Here is a 16,219-nt window from a genome sequence, read left to right as displayed (position 1 = left end):
TTTTAGAGACAAGCCCCACGGCTTACAAGGGCCGCAGCCTGGTGGCATGTGTAGAAGTAGTCCCAAGGGTTAAACGCACCGGGTTGCAGAACACGGCCACTCTGGTTTCCGGAGCCCGAAAAAAGGCCCCCGCACCTGGCTTAGATGTGGGGGCCCGTTGAACATAAACGGCGTTATGCGAATTCGGCGTTCGATCTACCGTCAACCGCCGCAATATGCGTCCAGTCCAACGCTGCGGATCACCATCACCGCTGATACCAAGTACGCCCAGCAACCATAGTGCTCAAACTTTGAATCGACTGATCAGTACGCCAAACGACGCCGCCAGTCGCGAAAGTTCGGCGCTCGACGCATTGGTTTGATGTGCGCCCGCCGCTGTTTGCGTGGAAAGATCCTGAATATTGACCAGATTACGATCAACCTCACGAGCAACCTGAGCCTGCTCTTCAGCGGCACTTGCGATCACTAGGTTCTTTTCATTGATGATTGAAACACCCTCGGTGATTCGGTCAAGGGCCTGGCCAGCCTCAATGGACTGCGCCCGCGTATCGACTGCCAGCTCTTTACTCTTATTCATCGCGAGGACGGCTTCTTCAGCTCCCGAACGAACCTGTTGCATCATCGACTCGATGTCCGCCGTCGACGCCTGGGTCCGATGGGCAAGTGCGCGCACTTCATCTGCTACAACAGCGAACCCGCGACCCTGCTCACCCGCCCTGGCTGCTTCGATGGCGGCGTTCAGTGCCAGGAGATTGGTCTGCTCCGCAATGGCCCTGATCACCTCAAGTACTTTTGTGATCTCGCTGACACGGGTTGCAAGCACCTCAACCTTGCCGGTTGAGTTTGAAATCTCATCCGCCATCGCCCCCACAGAGTTAACGGCTCTGCGCACTTGATCACGCCCTTGCACAGCACTAAGGCTGGTTTGCTCAGAGGCTTCAGCGGCGCCTGCCGCATTTCGGGCAACTTCATCCACGGCCGCAGTCATTTCGTTCACTGCCGTTGCCGCTTGCTGAATCTCATCATTCTGCCGCGTCAGGCCGCGTGAGCTTTCCTCCGTGACAGCGTTCAGCTCTTCAGATGCAGAGGCCAGTTGGTCAGCAGCACTGCCAATCTCTTTTACAGTGGTCCGCAGATTTTCCTGCATTTTACCCAGCGCACTCAGCAGTACACTGACGTCGTCTCGCCCACTGATTTCAATATGCTGAGAAAGGTCACCCTCCGCCACTTCCTCAGCGCTGCGTATAGCGATAGAAAGCGGTCGCGTAATCGAGCGTGTGATGATCATTCCCAAAGCGATGGCAGCCAAAAAAGCGACCATTACCCCTACGCCCAATATCCAGTAAGCACTCGTAGTGGCGGCCTCTGCCGCGTCTGCAGTCTCACCGCTTTGGCGATAGTTGGATGCAACAATGACTTGAAGGTCATCAATAGCGCCCTTGAAGGTCGGCGAAACCTGCTGCTGGAATAGCTGCGTAGCACCATCAAGGTCGCCCGCCGTCGCCAACGCGATTACTTTATTTGACCCCTGAACATAGGCGGGCCAGTCTTTTTCGAACTGATCACCGGCGACGCGCTCGTCATCGGCAAGAGGCGTTTGGCGGTATTCCTTGAAGAGTCGTTCAACGTCCTTCTGACTCTCGGACATGGATTGCACTGCGGCGTCAAATTTAACCGGATCTGCCTTGGAGTACTTAAATAGCAGAGCAGCATGCACAGCCCTGGAATATGCATAAGCACTCGCGCGCGCATTACCGGTGTTGTAAACAGACACCAGATTGTTGCTTACGATTTCGTTCATTGTTGCTTTTAGTGTTGTGATGCCCGAGCGCCCTAAAAGCCCCACTCCCAATGTGATGATGGCACACACCACAAATGCAGAGATCAATCGTGTGGAAAGCTTGATGCTACGTAATGCGTCCATAGGACCCCCGACGAACTCTTAGTTGGCTGCCCCAAGAAGGCTTGGGCATTAACTATATTCGGCAAGATATCCGCTAACTTTAATCGTGGTCTCATTTTTATGAGCCCATACGTTAGCTAGCTAACTAAAGGCTTTAGCCACAATCGGCCACGTGGTGAGCTAAGCATGACCAGTCTGTGGAATAAGAACGCCGCCTGCGTATCCTGCCAGTGTCATCAGCAGGATCTATGGAACGACAATGGAAGCGCTTTTGGTGTTGTTAAGACATAGACCAGTAGTTTTGGGTCGAACTCAACCACTGACTCTACTTTCCGCACCAGAATAGAACGCCAGTCCCATATTGCTCCCATGACGTTACTTTTTGGACGCCAGAAACCACAAACCCCCGACTTTCACTAGGAAAATCAGGGGTTTGTGTTTGCAGAATGTGGCGGTGAAGGAGAGATTCGAACTCTCGATACAATTTCTTGTATACACACTTTCCAGGCGTGCTCCTTAAGCCACTCGGACACTTCACCGTATCTCGTCAAACCAGTTCAGTCTGTCGAGGCGCGCTAATGTAGTCGAAAGCCTTTCTGATGGCAAAGGTTTTTTTCAGAATTTTCATGCGGTTAGACCGGTATTCCGTGACGGGCCATGTGAGGGCGATGATTCTGCCATTCTCAGGCATAGGCAACACGCGTCTGGGACGGTTGCTGCGCCCTGCCTAGGCGGTTTACCGCCGGGTATCGAGGGAAAGCCTGACCGGCCAGTCAGTCACGGCGCTTTACCAGGGCGGGCGTGGTGGGTAACGTCTGCGCATGCACCTCTATAACAAGTCCTACAAGGAACCGCGTCATGAGTGAGTTGATCTCCTACCACCTGGAAGACGGTATCGCGACCCTGACCTTGAGCAACGGCAAGGTAAATGCCATTTCTCCGGCGGTGGTCAGTGCGTTTAATGAAGCACTGGATCAGGCCGAGAAGGATCGGGCGGTGGTGATCATCACCGGGACGCCGGGGATTCTGTCGGGTGGCTATGATTTGAAAGTGATGACCGCTGGCCCTAAAGAGGCCATCGGCCTGGTGACGTCGGGCTCGACGCTGGCGCGGCGCCTGTTGGCGCATCCGTTCCCGGTGATCGTCGCGTGCCCTGGGCATGCGGTGGCCAAGGGCGCTTTCCTGCTGTTGTCGGCGGATTATCGGATCGGGGTCGAGGGCCCGTTCAGCATTGGCCTGAATGAAGTGGCGATCGGCATGACCATGCACCACGCCGGTATCGAATTGGCGCGGGATCGTCTGCGCAAGTCGGCGTTTCACCGCTCGGTGATCAATGCCGAGATGTTCGACCCGCAAGGCGCCTTGCAAGCCGGCTTCCTCGATAAGGTGGTGGCGCCGGACGCATTGCACACGGCGGCGCTGGAGGCGGCCCGGCAGTTGAAGAAGCTCAATATGAATGCCCACAAGCAGACCAAACTGAAAGTGCGCAAGGCACTGTTGGAAGCCCTGGATGAGGCAATCATCCAGGACCAGGGCCATATCCTTAGCTAAGTCCCCACACCTGTTGTGTCAGAGCCCGACCTTGAGTCGGGCTTTTTCTTACAAACAAATCCGAATCATCCTTAGCCGCTCTAGTCAGCCTCTGCTGGCAATTGTTGAAACATGTACTTAAACATCGCCTATCTCCTACCTCTACCGGGCAATTGCCGAATACAGTGCACATCCGTACACTGCGCCACCTTTTCTCTCGATGGGCCGCGTCGATGCTGTTTATGTTGCGTATGTTATTGATGGGGCTGCACTTTATGCTCGCCGGTGGATTGGGCGTGTTGCTGGGGATCTGTCGGCCGTTCAACCCGGACAACAGCCGTCTGTGCGCGCGCCTGTATGCACTGCCCGCGATGCGGATACTCGGATTGCGAGTCGAGACCGATGTGGATTCGCTGCGCAACAAGCCCGGCAGTTGCCTGATCATTGCCAACCACCAGTCCAACTATGACCTGTTTGTGCTGGGTACCGTGGTGCCGCACCGCACTGTGTGTATCGCCAAAAAAAGCCTGAAATGGGTGCCCTTGTTCGGCCAGTTGTTCTGGCTGGCTGGCAACGTACTGATCGATCGCGGCAATGCACACAAGGCTCGCCGCGCAATGCTCACCACCACCAAGACGTTGCAGCATAAGGACACGTCGATCTGGGTATTCCCGGAAGGCACGCGTAACTTGGGCAAGGGCCTGCTGCCGTTCAAGAAAGGCGCGTTCCACATGGCGATTGCCGCCGGCGTGCCCATCGTGCAGGTGTGTGTAAGCAATTACGTCACGCATATGCGGCTCAATCGCTGGAACAGTGGTGATGTGCTCATACGCTCGCTGCCGCCGATTCCTACCACCGGCCTGACGGTTGATGACATCCCGGCGTTGATGCAAGCCTGCTACGCGCAGATGGATGAATGCATCCAGGCGATGGACCAGCAATTGCAAAGTGCCGTAACAATAGAACTCGCTTCCAGCTAAGCTGCCCAACATCTGTCCCCCTGATAAGAAGTGATAGGCACCATGGGTAGAGTTGTTGCGGCCGCTGTTTACAACGCGGGAAAGAAAGTTACCGATATCACCCTCGACGAAGGCGCGGCCTGGGCCGCCAAACCCGGGCATTTTGTCTGGATCGGCCTGGAAGAGCCCGACGCCCGCGAGCTGGCCAACCTGCAACGCCAGTTCAACCTGCATGAACTGGCCATCGAAGACGCCCTGGAAAAACACAGCCGCCCCAAGCTGGAAACCTTCGGCGACGCGCTGTTTATCGTCACTTATTCACCGGTGCGCGAAAACGGCAAGCTGGTGTTTATCGAGACCCATATCTTTGCCGGCAACGGCTACATCATCACTGCGCGCAACGGGCACTCAGCGTCCTACGGCTTTGTACGCCAGCGCTGTGAGGCGCGGCCACTGCTGCTAGAGCATGGGGAAGATTTCGTACTCTATGCGCTGCTGGATTTCGTCACCGAAAATTACCAGCCGGTAAGCGAGGCCATCCACGCCGAGATCGATGAACTGGAGCGCAACGTGCTGTGCAGCTCACTCAATGAGCACGATATCCAGAACCTCCACGGCCTGCGCCGTGACGTGCTGCGCCTGCGCCGCTACGTGGCACCGATGGTGGAGATCAGCGAGGAACTGCAGAAACTGAGTTTCCCGTTTATCGACAAGAACATGCGGCCGTATTTTCGTGATGTACAAATCCACGTCACACGACAGATGGAAGACCTGGCCACCCTGCGCGACATCGCCAGCCAGACCATCGAGATCGGTGTGTTGCTGGAGGCCTCGCGCCAGAGTGTGGTGCAGCGCAAGTTCGCCGCGTGGGCGGCGATCCTGGCGTTCCCCACGGCCGTGGCGGGGATTTACGGGATGAACTTCCAGAACATGCCCGAGCTGCAATGGCACTACGGCTATTTTGCCGTGCTGGGGTTCATCGCCGTCGGCTGTAGCGGGTTGTGGGCCAGCTTCAAGCGTTCGGGCTGGCTTTAGGCATTAACCTTGGCTTCGGGCTTATGCGTGACAAAGCGCATCATCCACTCCGCCACGGTCACACCGTGGTGGTCGCGCTCCAGGCTGGCGACGCCATTCTTGTAGACTTTCTCGCCCAAGGTTGTCTGAAGAATCTCCAACAACTCGCGGGAATAGTCGTGAATGAACTCCGGGTGCCCCTGGAAACACAGCACCTGGTCGCCGATATGGTACGCAGCGAACGGGCAAAACTCGCTGGAAGCGATGACCGTGGCATTTTCCGGCAAGGTGGTCACCTGATCCTGATGACTGATCAACAACGTCAGCTCTGGCACCTCAGGGCTCATCCACGGCGCTTTGGCACCGATTTTGTAATCGTGGATGCCCATGCCCCAGCCCTGGCCGGCGCGCTCGGTCTTGCCGCCTAGCAGCAGCGCCAGCAATTGGTGGCCGAAACAGATGCCCAACAACTTGTCGCCGCGCTCATAGCGCTCGAGCAGGTAGGTTTTGAGCGTCTGAATCCAAGGGTCGGTGCCAAACGAGTCGGCCTTGCTGCCGGTCACCAGGTACGCGTCAAACACCTCATCATCCGAGGGGTATTCACCCTGCACCACGTTGTACACGACAAACTCGGCGGGGATCGGCTGCTTGGAGAACAGGCGCTTGAACATCTGCCCGTAACCTTGGTACTGATCAATCAAGCCTGGACGCAGGATATCGGTTTCCAGGATGCAGACGCGTAGCGACATAAAAAATACCTGACACGGCGATGGGAATATTGAACACCCACAGAGCCTGCCTTGAAATACCCCCGCAACGCAAGCCCGCGCACAGTGGATAGCTGTGGTTCAGCGGGCAGGGTTGTGGTCAGGCAAATACTTCACCCTGTGCGGCTTTTCGCAGCAACAACGCCGGCGGCGCGAAGCGTTCGCCATACTGCTCGGCCAGGTAGCGCGCGCGCGCAATAAAGTCATTCAAGCCGTACTGGTTGATAAATTGCAACGCGCCACCCGTCCACGCAGCAAAGCCGATGCCGAAGATCGAGCCGACGTTGGCATCCGCCGTGGACATCAACACGCCCTCCTCCACGCAGCGCACGGTTTCGATGGCCTGGATAAACAACAAACGGTCGCGCACATCCTGTGCTGAAATGCGTTGGTCGGGGCGCTCGAATCGGCTTTTCAGTTCCGGCCACAAATACTTCTGCCCACCTGCGGGGTATTCATAGAAGCCGCCCCCCGCCGCCTTGCCCGTGCGTTTGTACTCGTTGACCAACAGATCAATCACCTGCGTCGCCGGATGGGTCGTCGGCGCTTTACCTTCGGCCTGCAGATCCTTAGCCGTCTGCTGTCGGATATGGCTCATCAGGCTGAGGGACACTTCGTCGGACACCGCCAGCGGCCCCACCGGCATACCGGCCTTGCGCGCTTCGGTCTCGATCATAGGCGCAGCCACGCCTTCGCCGAGCATGGCGATGCCTTCGTTGGTGAACGTGCCGAACACCCGAGAGGTGAAGAAGCCGCGACTGTCGTTGACCACAATCGGGGTTTTGTGGATTTGCAGGACGAAGTCGAAACCACGCGCCAGGGTTTCGTCCGAGGTCTGTGTGCCCTTGATGATTTCCACCAGCGGCATCTTTTCCACCGGGCTGAAGAAGTGCAGGCCAATGAACTTGGTTTGATCCGACACCGCCGTGGCCAGGCCGCTGATGGGCAAGGTGGAGGTGTTGGAAGCGATTACCGCCTCGGTGCCGACCACGTTTTGCGCGGCGGCATTGACCTTGGCTTTGAGCTCACGGTCTTCGAAGACGGCTTCGATGATCAGGTCGCAGCCGGCCAGGTCGGCGTCAGACTGCGTAGGATAAATACGCGCCAAGGTGGCTTCGCGCTGCTCGGCGGTCATTTGCCCACGGCTGACCTTCTTGTCCAACAGCGTAGCCGAGTGCGCCTTGCCTTTCTCGGCGGCCGCAAGGTCGATGTCCTTGAGCACCACCTCAACGCCTGCGCAGGCGCTGACGTAGGCAATCCCCGCGCCCATCATCCCGGCACCGAGCACACCGACTTTACGCGTTACGTAAGGCGCAAAGCCCTGGGGACGCGAACGCCCGGCGTTGATCTCATTGCGCTGGAACCAGAAGGTGCCGATCATGTTTTTCGCCACCTGCCCGGTGACCAATTCGGTGAAGTAGCGGGTTTCGATCAGGTGTGCGGTGTCGAAATCCACCTGGGCGCCTTCCACCGCGGCGCAGAGAATTTTCTCCGGAGCCGGGAAGCAGCCATGGGTTTTGCTGCGCAGGATCGATGGCGCGATGGCGAGCATCTGCGCGACTTTCGGGCTAGACGGCGTGCCTCCGGGGATCTGGTAGGTCTTGTTGTCCCAAGGTTGCGCGGCCTCAGGGTGGGCGAGAATCCAGACGCGGGCCTTGGCCAGCAGTTCGTCGCGATCCGCCGCCAATGCGTCGATCAAGCCGGCTTGCAGGGCCTGCTGCGGTCGGATTTTTTTACCCTCCAGCAAATAGGGCAGGGCTTTTTCCAAGCCCAACAGGCGCACCATCCGCACCACGCCACCGCCGCCCGGCAACAGGCCCAGGGTGACTTCCGGCAGACCGAGCTGTACCGACTGGTCGTCCAGCGCGACCCGGTAATGACACGCCAGGCAAATCTCCCAGCCGCCGCCGAGGGCTGCGCCATTGATTGCGGCAACCACCGGCTTGCCAAGGGTTTCCAGGCTGCGCAGTTGCGCCTTCAATACCCGCACACTGTCGGAGAATGCCTTGGCGTGAGCCTTGTCGACCTTGATCAATTCATTGAGGTCGCCGCCGGCAAAGAACGTCTTCTTCGCCGAGGTGATGACCACGCCGGCGATCCCGTGCTTTTCCGCTTGCAGACGCGTCACGGTGGCCGCCATGGCCTCGCGGTACGCGGCGTTCATGGTGTTGGCGCTCTGGCCAGGCATGTCGAGGGTCAGCACCACGATCTGGTCCTGGTCCTTTTCGTAACGAATGGCTTCGGTCATGACAATTCCTTGGGCTCAGAGGCGTTCGATAATGGTAGCGATGCCCATACCACCGCCGACACACAGGGTGGCCAGGCCGTAGCGTTGTTGGCGCACTTCCAGCTCGTCGAGCAAGGTGCCGAGGATCGCGCAACCCGTGGCACCCAGCGGGTGGCCCATGGCGATCGAGCCGCCGTTGACGTTGACCCGGGCGGCGTCGATGCGCATGTCCTTGATGAACTTGAGTACCACCGAGGCGAAGGCCTCGTTGACCTCGAACAGGTCGATGTCTTCGACGCGCAGCCCAGCCTTGGCCAACGCCTTGCGTGTGGCCGGCGCCGGGCCGGTGAGCATGATCGTAGGGTCGGTGCTGGTGACCGCCGTGGCGACAATCCGCGCCCGCGGTTGCAGGCCCAACTCGCGGCCCTTGGCCTCCGAGCCGATCAACATCAACGCGGCACCGTCGACGATACCGGAGCTGTTGCCGGGGGTGTGGACATGGTCGATCCGCTCGACATGGCTGTAGACCCGCAGCGCTGTGGCGTCAAAGCCCATCTGCCCGATCATCTCGAAGCTGGGCTTGAGCTTGCCCAGGCCTTCGAGCGTGGAGTCGGCACGGACAAATTCATCGTGGTCCAACAGCACAATGCCGTTCTGGTCCTGCACCGCGATCAGCGACTTATTGAAGGAACCGTCTGAGCGCGCCCTGGCTGCTTTCTGCTGGGAATGCAGGGCAAAGGCGTCAACGTCCTGACGACTGAAGCCTTCCAGGGTTGCGATCAAGTCCGCGCCAATGCCTTGGGGCGTGAAGTGACTGTGCAGGTTGGTTTGTGGGTCGAGCACCCAGGCGCCGCCATCGCTGCCCATGGGTACGCGGGACATCGACTCGACGCCACCGACTACCACCAGGTCCTCGAAGCCGGAGCGCACTTTCATCGCCCCCAGGTTCACCGCCTCAAGGCCCGAGGCGCAGAAGCGGTTGACCTGGAGACCGGCGACGCTGACGTCCCAGTCCGCCACCAGCGCGGCGGTCTTGGCGATGTCGGCGCCCTGGTCCCCCACGGGGGTGACGCAGCCGAGGACGATGTCATCCACCTGGCGGGTGTCGAGGTCGCTGCGCCGGGCCAGCGCAGTCAGCAAACCTGCCACCAGGTTTACCGGCTTGACGCTGTACAAGGCACCGTCGGCCTTGCCTTTGCCCCGGGGCGTGCGTATCGCATCAAAGATCAAAGCTTGGGTCATGACGTCCTCGAACCGCTGTGCAGGTGTGCCCTTACCTTAGGCCCGATTGACACGGTTTCAATGACGGATGCGCTCATTGCTTTTGACCCCCTCGCTCGGACGAACGGTAGCGGGCGAGTGCAATCCTTTGATTAATCGTTTTAGCGGTCTAGCCAAGGCATTGGCGCCAAGATGGCGATAGGCCTCATACCTATTTAACTAAAATATACGGCAAGGTGATATGAAATGGATCTAAGCCAGGCAGAACGAGGGCTCTAAGGTTCACTCAGTAGGAAGTTGCTGCCGGGTTTTGCTGGAGCAACTGTAAGAAAAGTGACACGTCACGTTGCGATACTGAAATAAACCGGCACGCATTTGACGCTCAGGAATAACAACAAAAGGCAGTCAGCCATGTTCAAGCATTCGAAAGTACGTCAGGCGGGACTTATTCTGTTCGCCACCACACTGATTCTGATCCTGCCCAACCTGACCAAGGTTCTTGGCTGACGAATCACACACCCCATTCTGTGCATCAGGATTAGCGTTTTTGGCAGCGCCTGCCGGGACATTGCGAATAGCGGTCCTGTTGCAGGGGCTGCCGTTTTGCCTGCGAAATTTCCGCTATCTTAGGCGCCATTCCCTCTCGCACCGGGCCTCCCTCTTGAAATCGATCCTCGCCCTCCTCGCCGTGTTCCTCGCCCTGCCCGCTACCGCCGCGCAGTTGAGCATTGAGTTGGACCACGCCAGCAAGACCTGGCAGACCGCCGACCTGCTCAAGCACCCCGCTGCACAGACGGTGCATATCGTTGATGACGTTTCCTACAAGCGCAACATGACGTATCGCGCAGTCCCGCTGGCGGTACTCTTACCGGGTCTGCAGGCAGAAAACCATCTGCAGGCCGTTGCTCTCGATGGGTTCGCCGCCGAACTGAGCGCCGCGCCTTTGCTGGAAACACACGGCGCCCGCGCCTGGCTGGCGGTGGAAGATCCCACCCAGCCGTGGCCCGCGCTGGCCGAGGGCAAACCGAGTGCCGGGCCGTTCTACCTGGTGTGGACGAACCCTCAGGCCGGGCACATCAGCCCCGAGCAATGGCCGTTCCAGATCGCAGGGATCAAGCAGTTGCAGACGGTCGCCGAGCGCTTTCCGGCGTTGTTGCCCGACCCGAAGCTGAGTGCGGATGATCCGGTCAACCAAGGCTTTGCGCTGTTCCAGAAAAACTGCATGGCCTGTCACCGCCTCAATGGGGCTGGCGATGCACAGGTGGGGCCGGACCTGAACATTCCCTATAACCCCACCGAATACTTCAGCGGCGATTTCCTCAAGCGCTATATCCGCGACCCGCAAAGCCTGCGCCGCTGGCCCCAGGCGAAAATGCCGGCCTTCGCCGCCGGGGTGTTGCCCGACAGCGAGCTAGCGTTGTTGGTGGGGTATTTGAAGCATATGGCCGGACGTAAGCAGCAGCCCTGAGTTATTGCTGCTGCACCAAAACCAGCGGCGTCGGCGCCACAAACACCTTGGCATGCATCTGCTCATGCCCGCCGCCGCGACGCATGCCGCGCACCGGGCAAGCGTCCAGATAATCCAGGCCCACGGCCAGTTTCAGGTGGCGCTCCGGCCGCGCCAGTTGGTTGGTCACGTCAAAGCTGTACCAGGCGTCGTCCAGCCAGGCTTCGGCCCAGGCGTGACTGGCCAGGTGCGTGCTGTCCTCGGTGTACAAATACCCCGACACATACCGCGCTGGAATCCCGAGGCTGCGCGCACAGGCCAGGAACGCGTGGGTGTGGTCCTGGCAGACACCCGCACGCCCCGCGAAGGCCTCGGCGGCGCTGGTGTCGACCTCGGTGGCGCCAGGTGTGTAGACCATCGAATGGTTGAGCGCGTGCATCAGGTCGATCAGGGCGCTGCGGTCGCGGCGCTGATGGCAATGCTGCTCGGCAAAGCGACGCAAGGCTTCGTCAGGCTCGGTCAGGCGCGTGCTGCGCAGAAACGGGAAGGCTGACTGGCTCTCGTGCTCAGCCTCGCGCAACTCGTCGATATCGACCTGGCCACGGGCGCCAATGATGATGGCGTCGTGGGGCTCGTCCATGGTCAGCACATGCAGGATATTGCCGAACGGGTCGACCTGGGCGCGCACCGGACGCGGCAGGTCCAATTGCCAACTGATTACGCGCTGGCGCTCGCTGTCGTGGGGCGTAAGGCGCAGGTACTGGATGCTTGCGCGCACCTGATCGTCGTAGTGGTAGGTGGTTTCGTGGCTGATGGAGAGTCTCATGCCGCCTCCAGGTAGGAACTGTAGATGGCGTCGCCCAACTGGCGGACCAAGGGGATAAAGTCGGTCAGCCAGGCGTGCAGGCCTTCCTCGAGGATTTCGTCGATCGCGGTAAAGCGCAGGCGTGCGTCCATTTCGGCGGCCAGGCGCTGGGCCGGGCGGCCGTTGAGGCCGGGCAGGCTGGCGAGGATCTGGTCGATCTCTTCGCTGCAGGCCCGCAACGAGCGCGGCACATCGGCACGCAACAGCAACAGCTCCGCCACTTGCCGGGCGCCGGGGGCGTCGCGGTAGATCTCGGTGTAGGCCTCGAACGACGACAACGCACGCAACAAGGCACTCCACTGGTAGTACGCGTGGGCCGTGCCATCGCTGACCGCGTCGGCCTGGTCGCCGGCCATTTCGTAGCGCGCGTCCAGCAGGCGCAGGGTGTTGTCGGCGCGCTCGATGAACGTGCCCAGGCGGATAAAGCGGAAGGCATCGTTACGCATGATGGTGCCGTAGGTCGCTCCACGAAACAGGTGCGAACGCTCCTTGACCCACTCACAGAACCGACTCATGCCGTAGCGGCTCAAGCCTTGCTGAGCGATATCGCGGATATCCAGCCAGGTGGCATTGATGTTTTCCCACATGTCGGCGGTGATTCGCCCACGCACCGCATGGGCACTCGCCCGTGCAGCGCCGAGGCAACTGTAGATGCTGGCCGGGTTGGCCGCGTCCAGCGCGAAAAAGTGCAGCAGGCGCTCGGCATGCAGTTCGCCGTGGCGTGCGTGGTAGTCCTCCAGGGTGCCGGTGATCAACAACGGCATGGCCAACTCATGCAAACCGTCGCCGCGTCCGTCCTGGGGCATCAGCGACAGCGAATAGCTGACGTCGAGCATGCGCGCGAGGTTTTCCGCACGTTCCAGGTAGCGCGACATCCAGTACAAATCCGAGGCAGTTCTACTCAACATGGCATCAGTCCTCAACCACCCAAGTGTCTTTGGTGCCGCCGCCCTGGGACGAGTTGACCACCAGCGAGCCTTCGCGCAAGGCCACGCGGGTCAGGCCGCCGGGCACCACACGGGTTTCCTTGCCGGACAGCACGAACGGGCGCAGGTCGATATGGCGCGGGGCGATACCGTTTTCGACAAAGGTCGGGCAGGTGGATAAACACAGGGTCGGCTGTGCGATATAGGCATGGGGCTTGGCCTTGATACGCGCGCGGAAGGCTTCGATTTCCGCCGCGGTGGAGGCCGGACCGACGAGCATGCCGTAGCCGCCGGAGCCTTGGGTTTCCTTGACCACCAGGTGCGGCAGGTTAGCCAGTACGTGGGACAATTCGTCGGGCTTACGGCATTGGAAGGTCGGAACATTCTTCAGGATCGGTTCTTCATCCAGGTAAAAACGGATCATCTCGGTGACAAAGGGATACACCGACTTGTCATCCGCCACCCCGGTGCCGATCGCGTTGGCCAACACCACGTTGCCCGAACGATAGGCGGCAAGCAGGCCGGGGACGCCGAGCATGGAGTCCGGGTTGAAGGCCAACGGGTCGAGAAATGCATCGTCGAGGCGCCGATAAATCACGTCCACAGCCTTGGGACCGTCGGTGGTGCGCATGAAGACGCGGTCATCGCGCACGAACAGGTCGGCGCCCTCCACCAACTCCACGCCCATTTCCCGGGCGAGGAAGGCATGCTCAAAAAACGCACTGTTGAAACGCCCGGGAGTCAGCACCACCACACTTGGGTTATCCAGGGGGCTCGAGCTTTTCAGGGTGTCGAGCAGCAAGTTGGGGTAATGGTCGATCGGCGCGATACGCTGGGCCGCGAACAGCTCGGGGAACAGGCGCATCATCATCTTGCGGTCTTCGAGCATGTAGCTGACGCCGCTCGGGGTCCGCAGGTTGTCCTCCAGCACGTAGTAGGTGCCGTCGCCATCGCGAACGAGATCGACGCCGGAGACGTGGGAATACAGATCGCGGTGCAGATTCAGCCCCTGCATTGCCAACTGATATTGCTCGTTGGCCAGCACCTGTTCGGCGGGGATGATTCCGGCCTTGATGATGCGTTGTTCATGGTAGAGGTCGGCGAGAAACATATTCAGCGCCTTGACCCGCTGAATGCAGCCACGTTCGACAATCCGCCATTCACTGGCCGGAATGCTGCGCGGGATGGTGTCGAAGGGAATCAAGCGCTCGGTGCCCTGTTCATCTCCGTAAAGGGTGAAGGTGATCCCGGCGCGGTGAAACAGCAAATCGGCTTCGCGCCGGCGCTGGGCCAGCAATTCAGCAGGGGTTTCAGCCAACCAGCGGGCGAACTCGCGGTAATGGGGGCGAACCTGCCCTGCCCCATCGTACATTTCGTCGTAATAAGTGCGGATCATGCCGTACTCCTTGTCACCCGGACGCGAGAATCATCGCAAGGCCCGTGCCAGCGGCATAAACACTTAAAAATCAGTGAGTTAAATAATAACGGAGAGCTAAGAGCACCATCCTGGTGCGTAGAATGCCCAGCGTCCGGCCGCACGCTTCATCACAATGCGGGCTTTGACTATCAACAGCATAGCCAGAGTTGATTTCAATGCCCGGCCAGCGTTGCGGATAATCACCACCATCTGCTGAACAGGACCCGTCCTACAGCCCAATCCATCGCGCAATCGGTACCGTGTGCCCTCGTGTACCGACCGACTCCTTCGGTCTTCCCTTTCGGCCACCCTGCTCGGGTGGCTTTTTTTTTGTCTGAAAATACAGCGCAAGTTTCGCCCGCTTTCAGACGCCACAAACAAAATCGGCCGACCCAAAGGTCAGCCGATACGCTGTGTTTCTCATACTGCTACATGGGTAACCCACGCACCTCCTGCTTGACGCCCCATCCTTCGATGATCCCGCCCAGCGGCTCGACCACCGCTTCAAAGTCTTGCTCGAAGTCTCCTATGCCGTCGTAGGTTGCAAACATGATCTTGCTCAGTTCCAAGTACCAGGCGCCATCGTCGCGCGCGCTGACCTGGGCATTCAGGGACTCGCCACGAAATCGACCCGCAGCCCTGCGCGCCCGTTCCTCGTCCGGGAAAATGGCGTAGAACTCGATGGGGTGGAACCGTGAAAAATCGAAGCCGCCCTCTTTCATGCGGCGCAGAACGTTGGTGCTGATGTCTTCTTGATAGGCTGTGCTCATGAAACGTCCTCCTCAAACCGATGGATAGACTTTCCGTGCTTCCCTAGCCGGCGCCGTACTGGCGCGGGGGCTACGACAATGACATCACCGCTGGAAAACAAGCATGTAGCTGACAAGACCAGACCTTAGCGATTCATTCGCTGATCTCACTTGCAGAGTAGCGCGAAGCTATCACCTCCACCAGAGGCGCTTGAATGGCATACAGGGAATGTTCAGGCGGCGGGAGAAATGTCGAGGATCTGGATACTGTTCTGGTCTTTGAGGATCTTGACCGTCGGCTCGGGTTTGCGGCCGTCCAGGTCATTGAGGTCCAGTTCGGCGGCCACCGGCACCAGCTTGTTGCGAATCATATGTGCCGCATCCTCGAGGCTCGGCTTGCGGTCGCAGGCGAACCGCTCCACGGACTGCACGCCGTGATCATCAACGAAGGTAATCTGCCAATTTTGCATCGGTGCCTCCTCGATAAAACCCGTGTGTGGGCTTACTTCTATCTGGACCTTGAGGGTTCGGCAAACGTTCCACTCAAGGTCGCAGGCACCGGATCAACTGCGCTTACTTCTCAGCGCGTTCCTTCAGGGCTTTCAAGGTGTTGAACGGGGCGTCCACCACGAACTTGTTGGCCAACCACGAGGGCACGCTGCCGCCTGGCTCGGTGTGTACCTGGTAGGTCACTTCGGTTTCATTGGCACCTTTAGGCACCAGTTTCCAGTAGCCTTCGACCTGGGCCACGCGCACGTAGCCCTTCACTTCCGGCTGATAGGTCGGCACTTCCAGCAGGGTGCGGGTCACGCTGCCGTCGGCAGCCTTGGACGTGGTGATTTCCAGGATAGAATCGCGGTCGGTCACCGGGAACGGTGCCTTGAACTGGGTGTAGGTCCAGCTTTTGTTGCCTTCCTGCTTGAGCAGTTTTTGCGATTTGCATTCATGAATCCAGGTGCAGGCACCGACAGCGTCCTCCTGCAAGGCCTCGATCTTGGCCACGGGTGCCTTGATCACTGTCACACCGCGATATGCCTTGTACTTGGAACCGGCGACTTCGCTCAGCGACACCTTGATCCCGTCTTCATCCTTGGCGACTTGCCAATCCTCAGCCTGAGCAGTGGCAGCAAATAACACTGTAAAACCGCACAACACAGCCATTCGTTTCAGCGAACCCATTGTTGTATTCCTTAT

The 16,219-nt window shown here is 59.2% G+C and carries 14 protein-coding genes, 1 tRNA gene and 1 pseudogene; 4 read left to right on the top strand and 12 right to left on the bottom strand.

Features of this window, described 5'->3' with window-relative positions; all coding sequences use genetic code 11:
- Window positions 1–283: 283 nt before the first annotated feature.
- The 3 genes and pseudogenes from ACP7CJ_RS16165 to ACP7CJ_RS16155 all read right to left on the bottom strand — a co-directional run bounded on the left by ACP7CJ_RS16165 (window position 284) and on the right by ACP7CJ_RS16155 (window position 2,442).
- On the bottom strand, window positions 284–1,147 hold the full coding sequence (locus ACP7CJ_RS16165) for a methyl-accepting chemotaxis protein (RefSeq protein ID WP_426100115.1): 864 nt from the start codon (window positions 1,145–1,147) through the stop codon (window positions 284–286).
- Window positions 1,139–1,924 (bottom strand): annotated as a pseudogene (locus ACP7CJ_RS16160) (MCP four helix bundle domain-containing protein); the annotation flags it as partial. The gene ACP7CJ_RS16165 and the pseudogene ACP7CJ_RS16160, both read right to left, overlap by 9 nt.
- 428 nt (window positions 1,925–2,352) lie before the next feature.
- Window positions 2,353–2,442, bottom strand: a tRNA-Ser gene (locus ACP7CJ_RS16155).
- Window positions 2,443–2,761: 319 nt separating this feature from the next.
- On the opposite strand from ACP7CJ_RS16155, the gene ACP7CJ_RS16150 reads away from it, so the two are divergent.
- The 3 genes from ACP7CJ_RS16150 to ACP7CJ_RS16140 all read left to right on the top strand — a co-directional run bounded on the left by ACP7CJ_RS16150 (window position 2,762) and on the right by ACP7CJ_RS16140 (window position 5,427).
- Window positions 2,762–3,454 carry a crotonase/enoyl-CoA hydratase family protein gene (locus ACP7CJ_RS16150; RefSeq protein ID WP_247405379.1) on the top strand — a complete coding sequence of 231 codons (693 nt, stop codon included), beginning with the start codon at window positions 2,762–2,764 and terminating at the stop codon, window positions 3,452–3,454.
- A gap of 212 nt (window positions 3,455–3,666) precedes the next feature.
- Window positions 3,667–4,413: a lysophospholipid acyltransferase family protein gene (locus ACP7CJ_RS16145; protein ID WP_426100103.1), complete on the top strand. Its 747-nt coding sequence runs from the start codon at window positions 3,667–3,669 to the stop codon at window positions 4,411–4,413.
- A 42-nt stretch (window positions 4,414–4,455) separates the two neighbouring features.
- On the top strand, window positions 4,456–5,427 hold the full coding sequence (locus ACP7CJ_RS16140; protein WP_276194367.1) for a magnesium and cobalt transport protein CorA: 972 nt from the start codon (window positions 4,456–4,458) through the stop codon (window positions 5,425–5,427).
- Here ACP7CJ_RS16140 and ACP7CJ_RS16135 read toward each other — a convergent pair.
- The 3 genes from ACP7CJ_RS16135 to ACP7CJ_RS16125 form a co-directional block, all read right to left on the bottom strand.
- Complete coding sequence (locus tag ACP7CJ_RS16135; protein ID WP_276194368.1) at window positions 5,424–6,155, bottom strand: amidotransferase; 732 nt, start codon at window positions 6,153–6,155, stop codon at window positions 5,424–5,426. The two genes, ACP7CJ_RS16140 and ACP7CJ_RS16135, sit on opposite strands and share 4 nt — an antisense overlap.
- Window positions 6,156–6,273: 118 nt before the next feature.
- Window positions 6,274–8,421, bottom strand: coding sequence for a 3-hydroxyacyl-CoA dehydrogenase NAD-binding domain-containing protein (locus ACP7CJ_RS16130; protein ID WP_426100104.1), 2,148 nt, complete (start codon window positions 8,419–8,421; stop codon window positions 6,274–6,276).
- 15 nt (window positions 8,422–8,436) lie between these two features.
- The gene (locus ACP7CJ_RS16125) at window positions 8,437–9,642 is read right to left on the bottom strand and encodes an acetyl-CoA C-acetyltransferase (RefSeq protein ID WP_276194370.1); all 1,206 of its coding nucleotides are present in this window, start codon (window positions 9,640–9,642) and stop codon (window positions 8,437–8,439) included.
- Between the two features lie 640 nt (window positions 9,643–10,282).
- Between ACP7CJ_RS16125 and ACP7CJ_RS16120 the strand changes: the two genes are divergently transcribed.
- Window positions 10,283–11,089 (top strand): c-type cytochrome, encoded by an 807-nt coding sequence (locus ACP7CJ_RS16120; RefSeq protein ID WP_276194371.1) that lies wholly within the window; start codon window positions 10,283–10,285, stop codon window positions 11,087–11,089.
- A gap of 1 nt (window position 11,090) precedes the next feature.
- Here ACP7CJ_RS16120 and ACP7CJ_RS16115 read toward each other — a convergent pair whose 3' ends face one another.
- The 6 genes from ACP7CJ_RS16115 to ACP7CJ_RS16090 form a co-directional block, all read right to left on the bottom strand.
- Window positions 11,091–11,894 (bottom strand): transglutaminase family protein, encoded by an 804-nt coding sequence (locus tag ACP7CJ_RS16115; protein ID WP_276194372.1) that lies wholly within the window; start codon window positions 11,892–11,894, stop codon window positions 11,091–11,093.
- On the bottom strand, window positions 11,891–12,841 hold the full coding sequence (locus tag ACP7CJ_RS16110) for an alpha-E domain-containing protein (RefSeq protein ID WP_276194373.1): 951 nt from the start codon (window positions 12,839–12,841) through the stop codon (window positions 11,891–11,893). Before ACP7CJ_RS16110 ends, ACP7CJ_RS16115 begins: the two co-directional genes overlap by 4 nt.
- Window positions 12,842–12,845: 4 nt before the next feature.
- Window positions 12,846–14,255, bottom strand: coding sequence for a circularly permuted type 2 ATP-grasp protein (locus tag ACP7CJ_RS16105; protein WP_276194374.1), 1,410 nt, complete (start codon window positions 14,253–14,255; stop codon window positions 12,846–12,848).
- Between the two features lie 449 nt (window positions 14,256–14,704).
- Complete coding sequence (locus ACP7CJ_RS16100) at window positions 14,705–15,046, bottom strand: ribonuclease E inhibitor RraB (RefSeq protein ID WP_003193463.1); 342 nt, start codon at window positions 15,044–15,046, stop codon at window positions 14,705–14,707.
- A 212-nt stretch (window positions 15,047–15,258) separates the two neighbouring features.
- On the bottom strand, window positions 15,259–15,495 hold the full coding sequence (locus ACP7CJ_RS16095; protein ID WP_247402633.1) for a hypothetical protein: 237 nt from the start codon (window positions 15,493–15,495) through the stop codon (window positions 15,259–15,261).
- Between the two features lie 103 nt (window positions 15,496–15,598).
- Window positions 15,599–16,204, bottom strand: coding sequence for an START domain-containing protein (locus ACP7CJ_RS16090; RefSeq protein ID WP_276194375.1), 606 nt, complete (start codon window positions 16,202–16,204; stop codon window positions 15,599–15,601).
- Window positions 16,205–16,219: the final 15 nt, after the last annotated feature.

It is taken from the genome of Pseudomonas sp. PSPC3-2 (genome assembly GCF_049897085.1).
Lineage (GTDB): Bacteria > Pseudomonadota > Gammaproteobacteria > Pseudomonadales > Pseudomonadaceae > Aquipseudomonas > Aquipseudomonas paraveronii.
The sequence above is the reverse complement of the archived record's forward strand: the minus strand, read 5'-3'. Positions and strand labels throughout refer to the sequence as shown.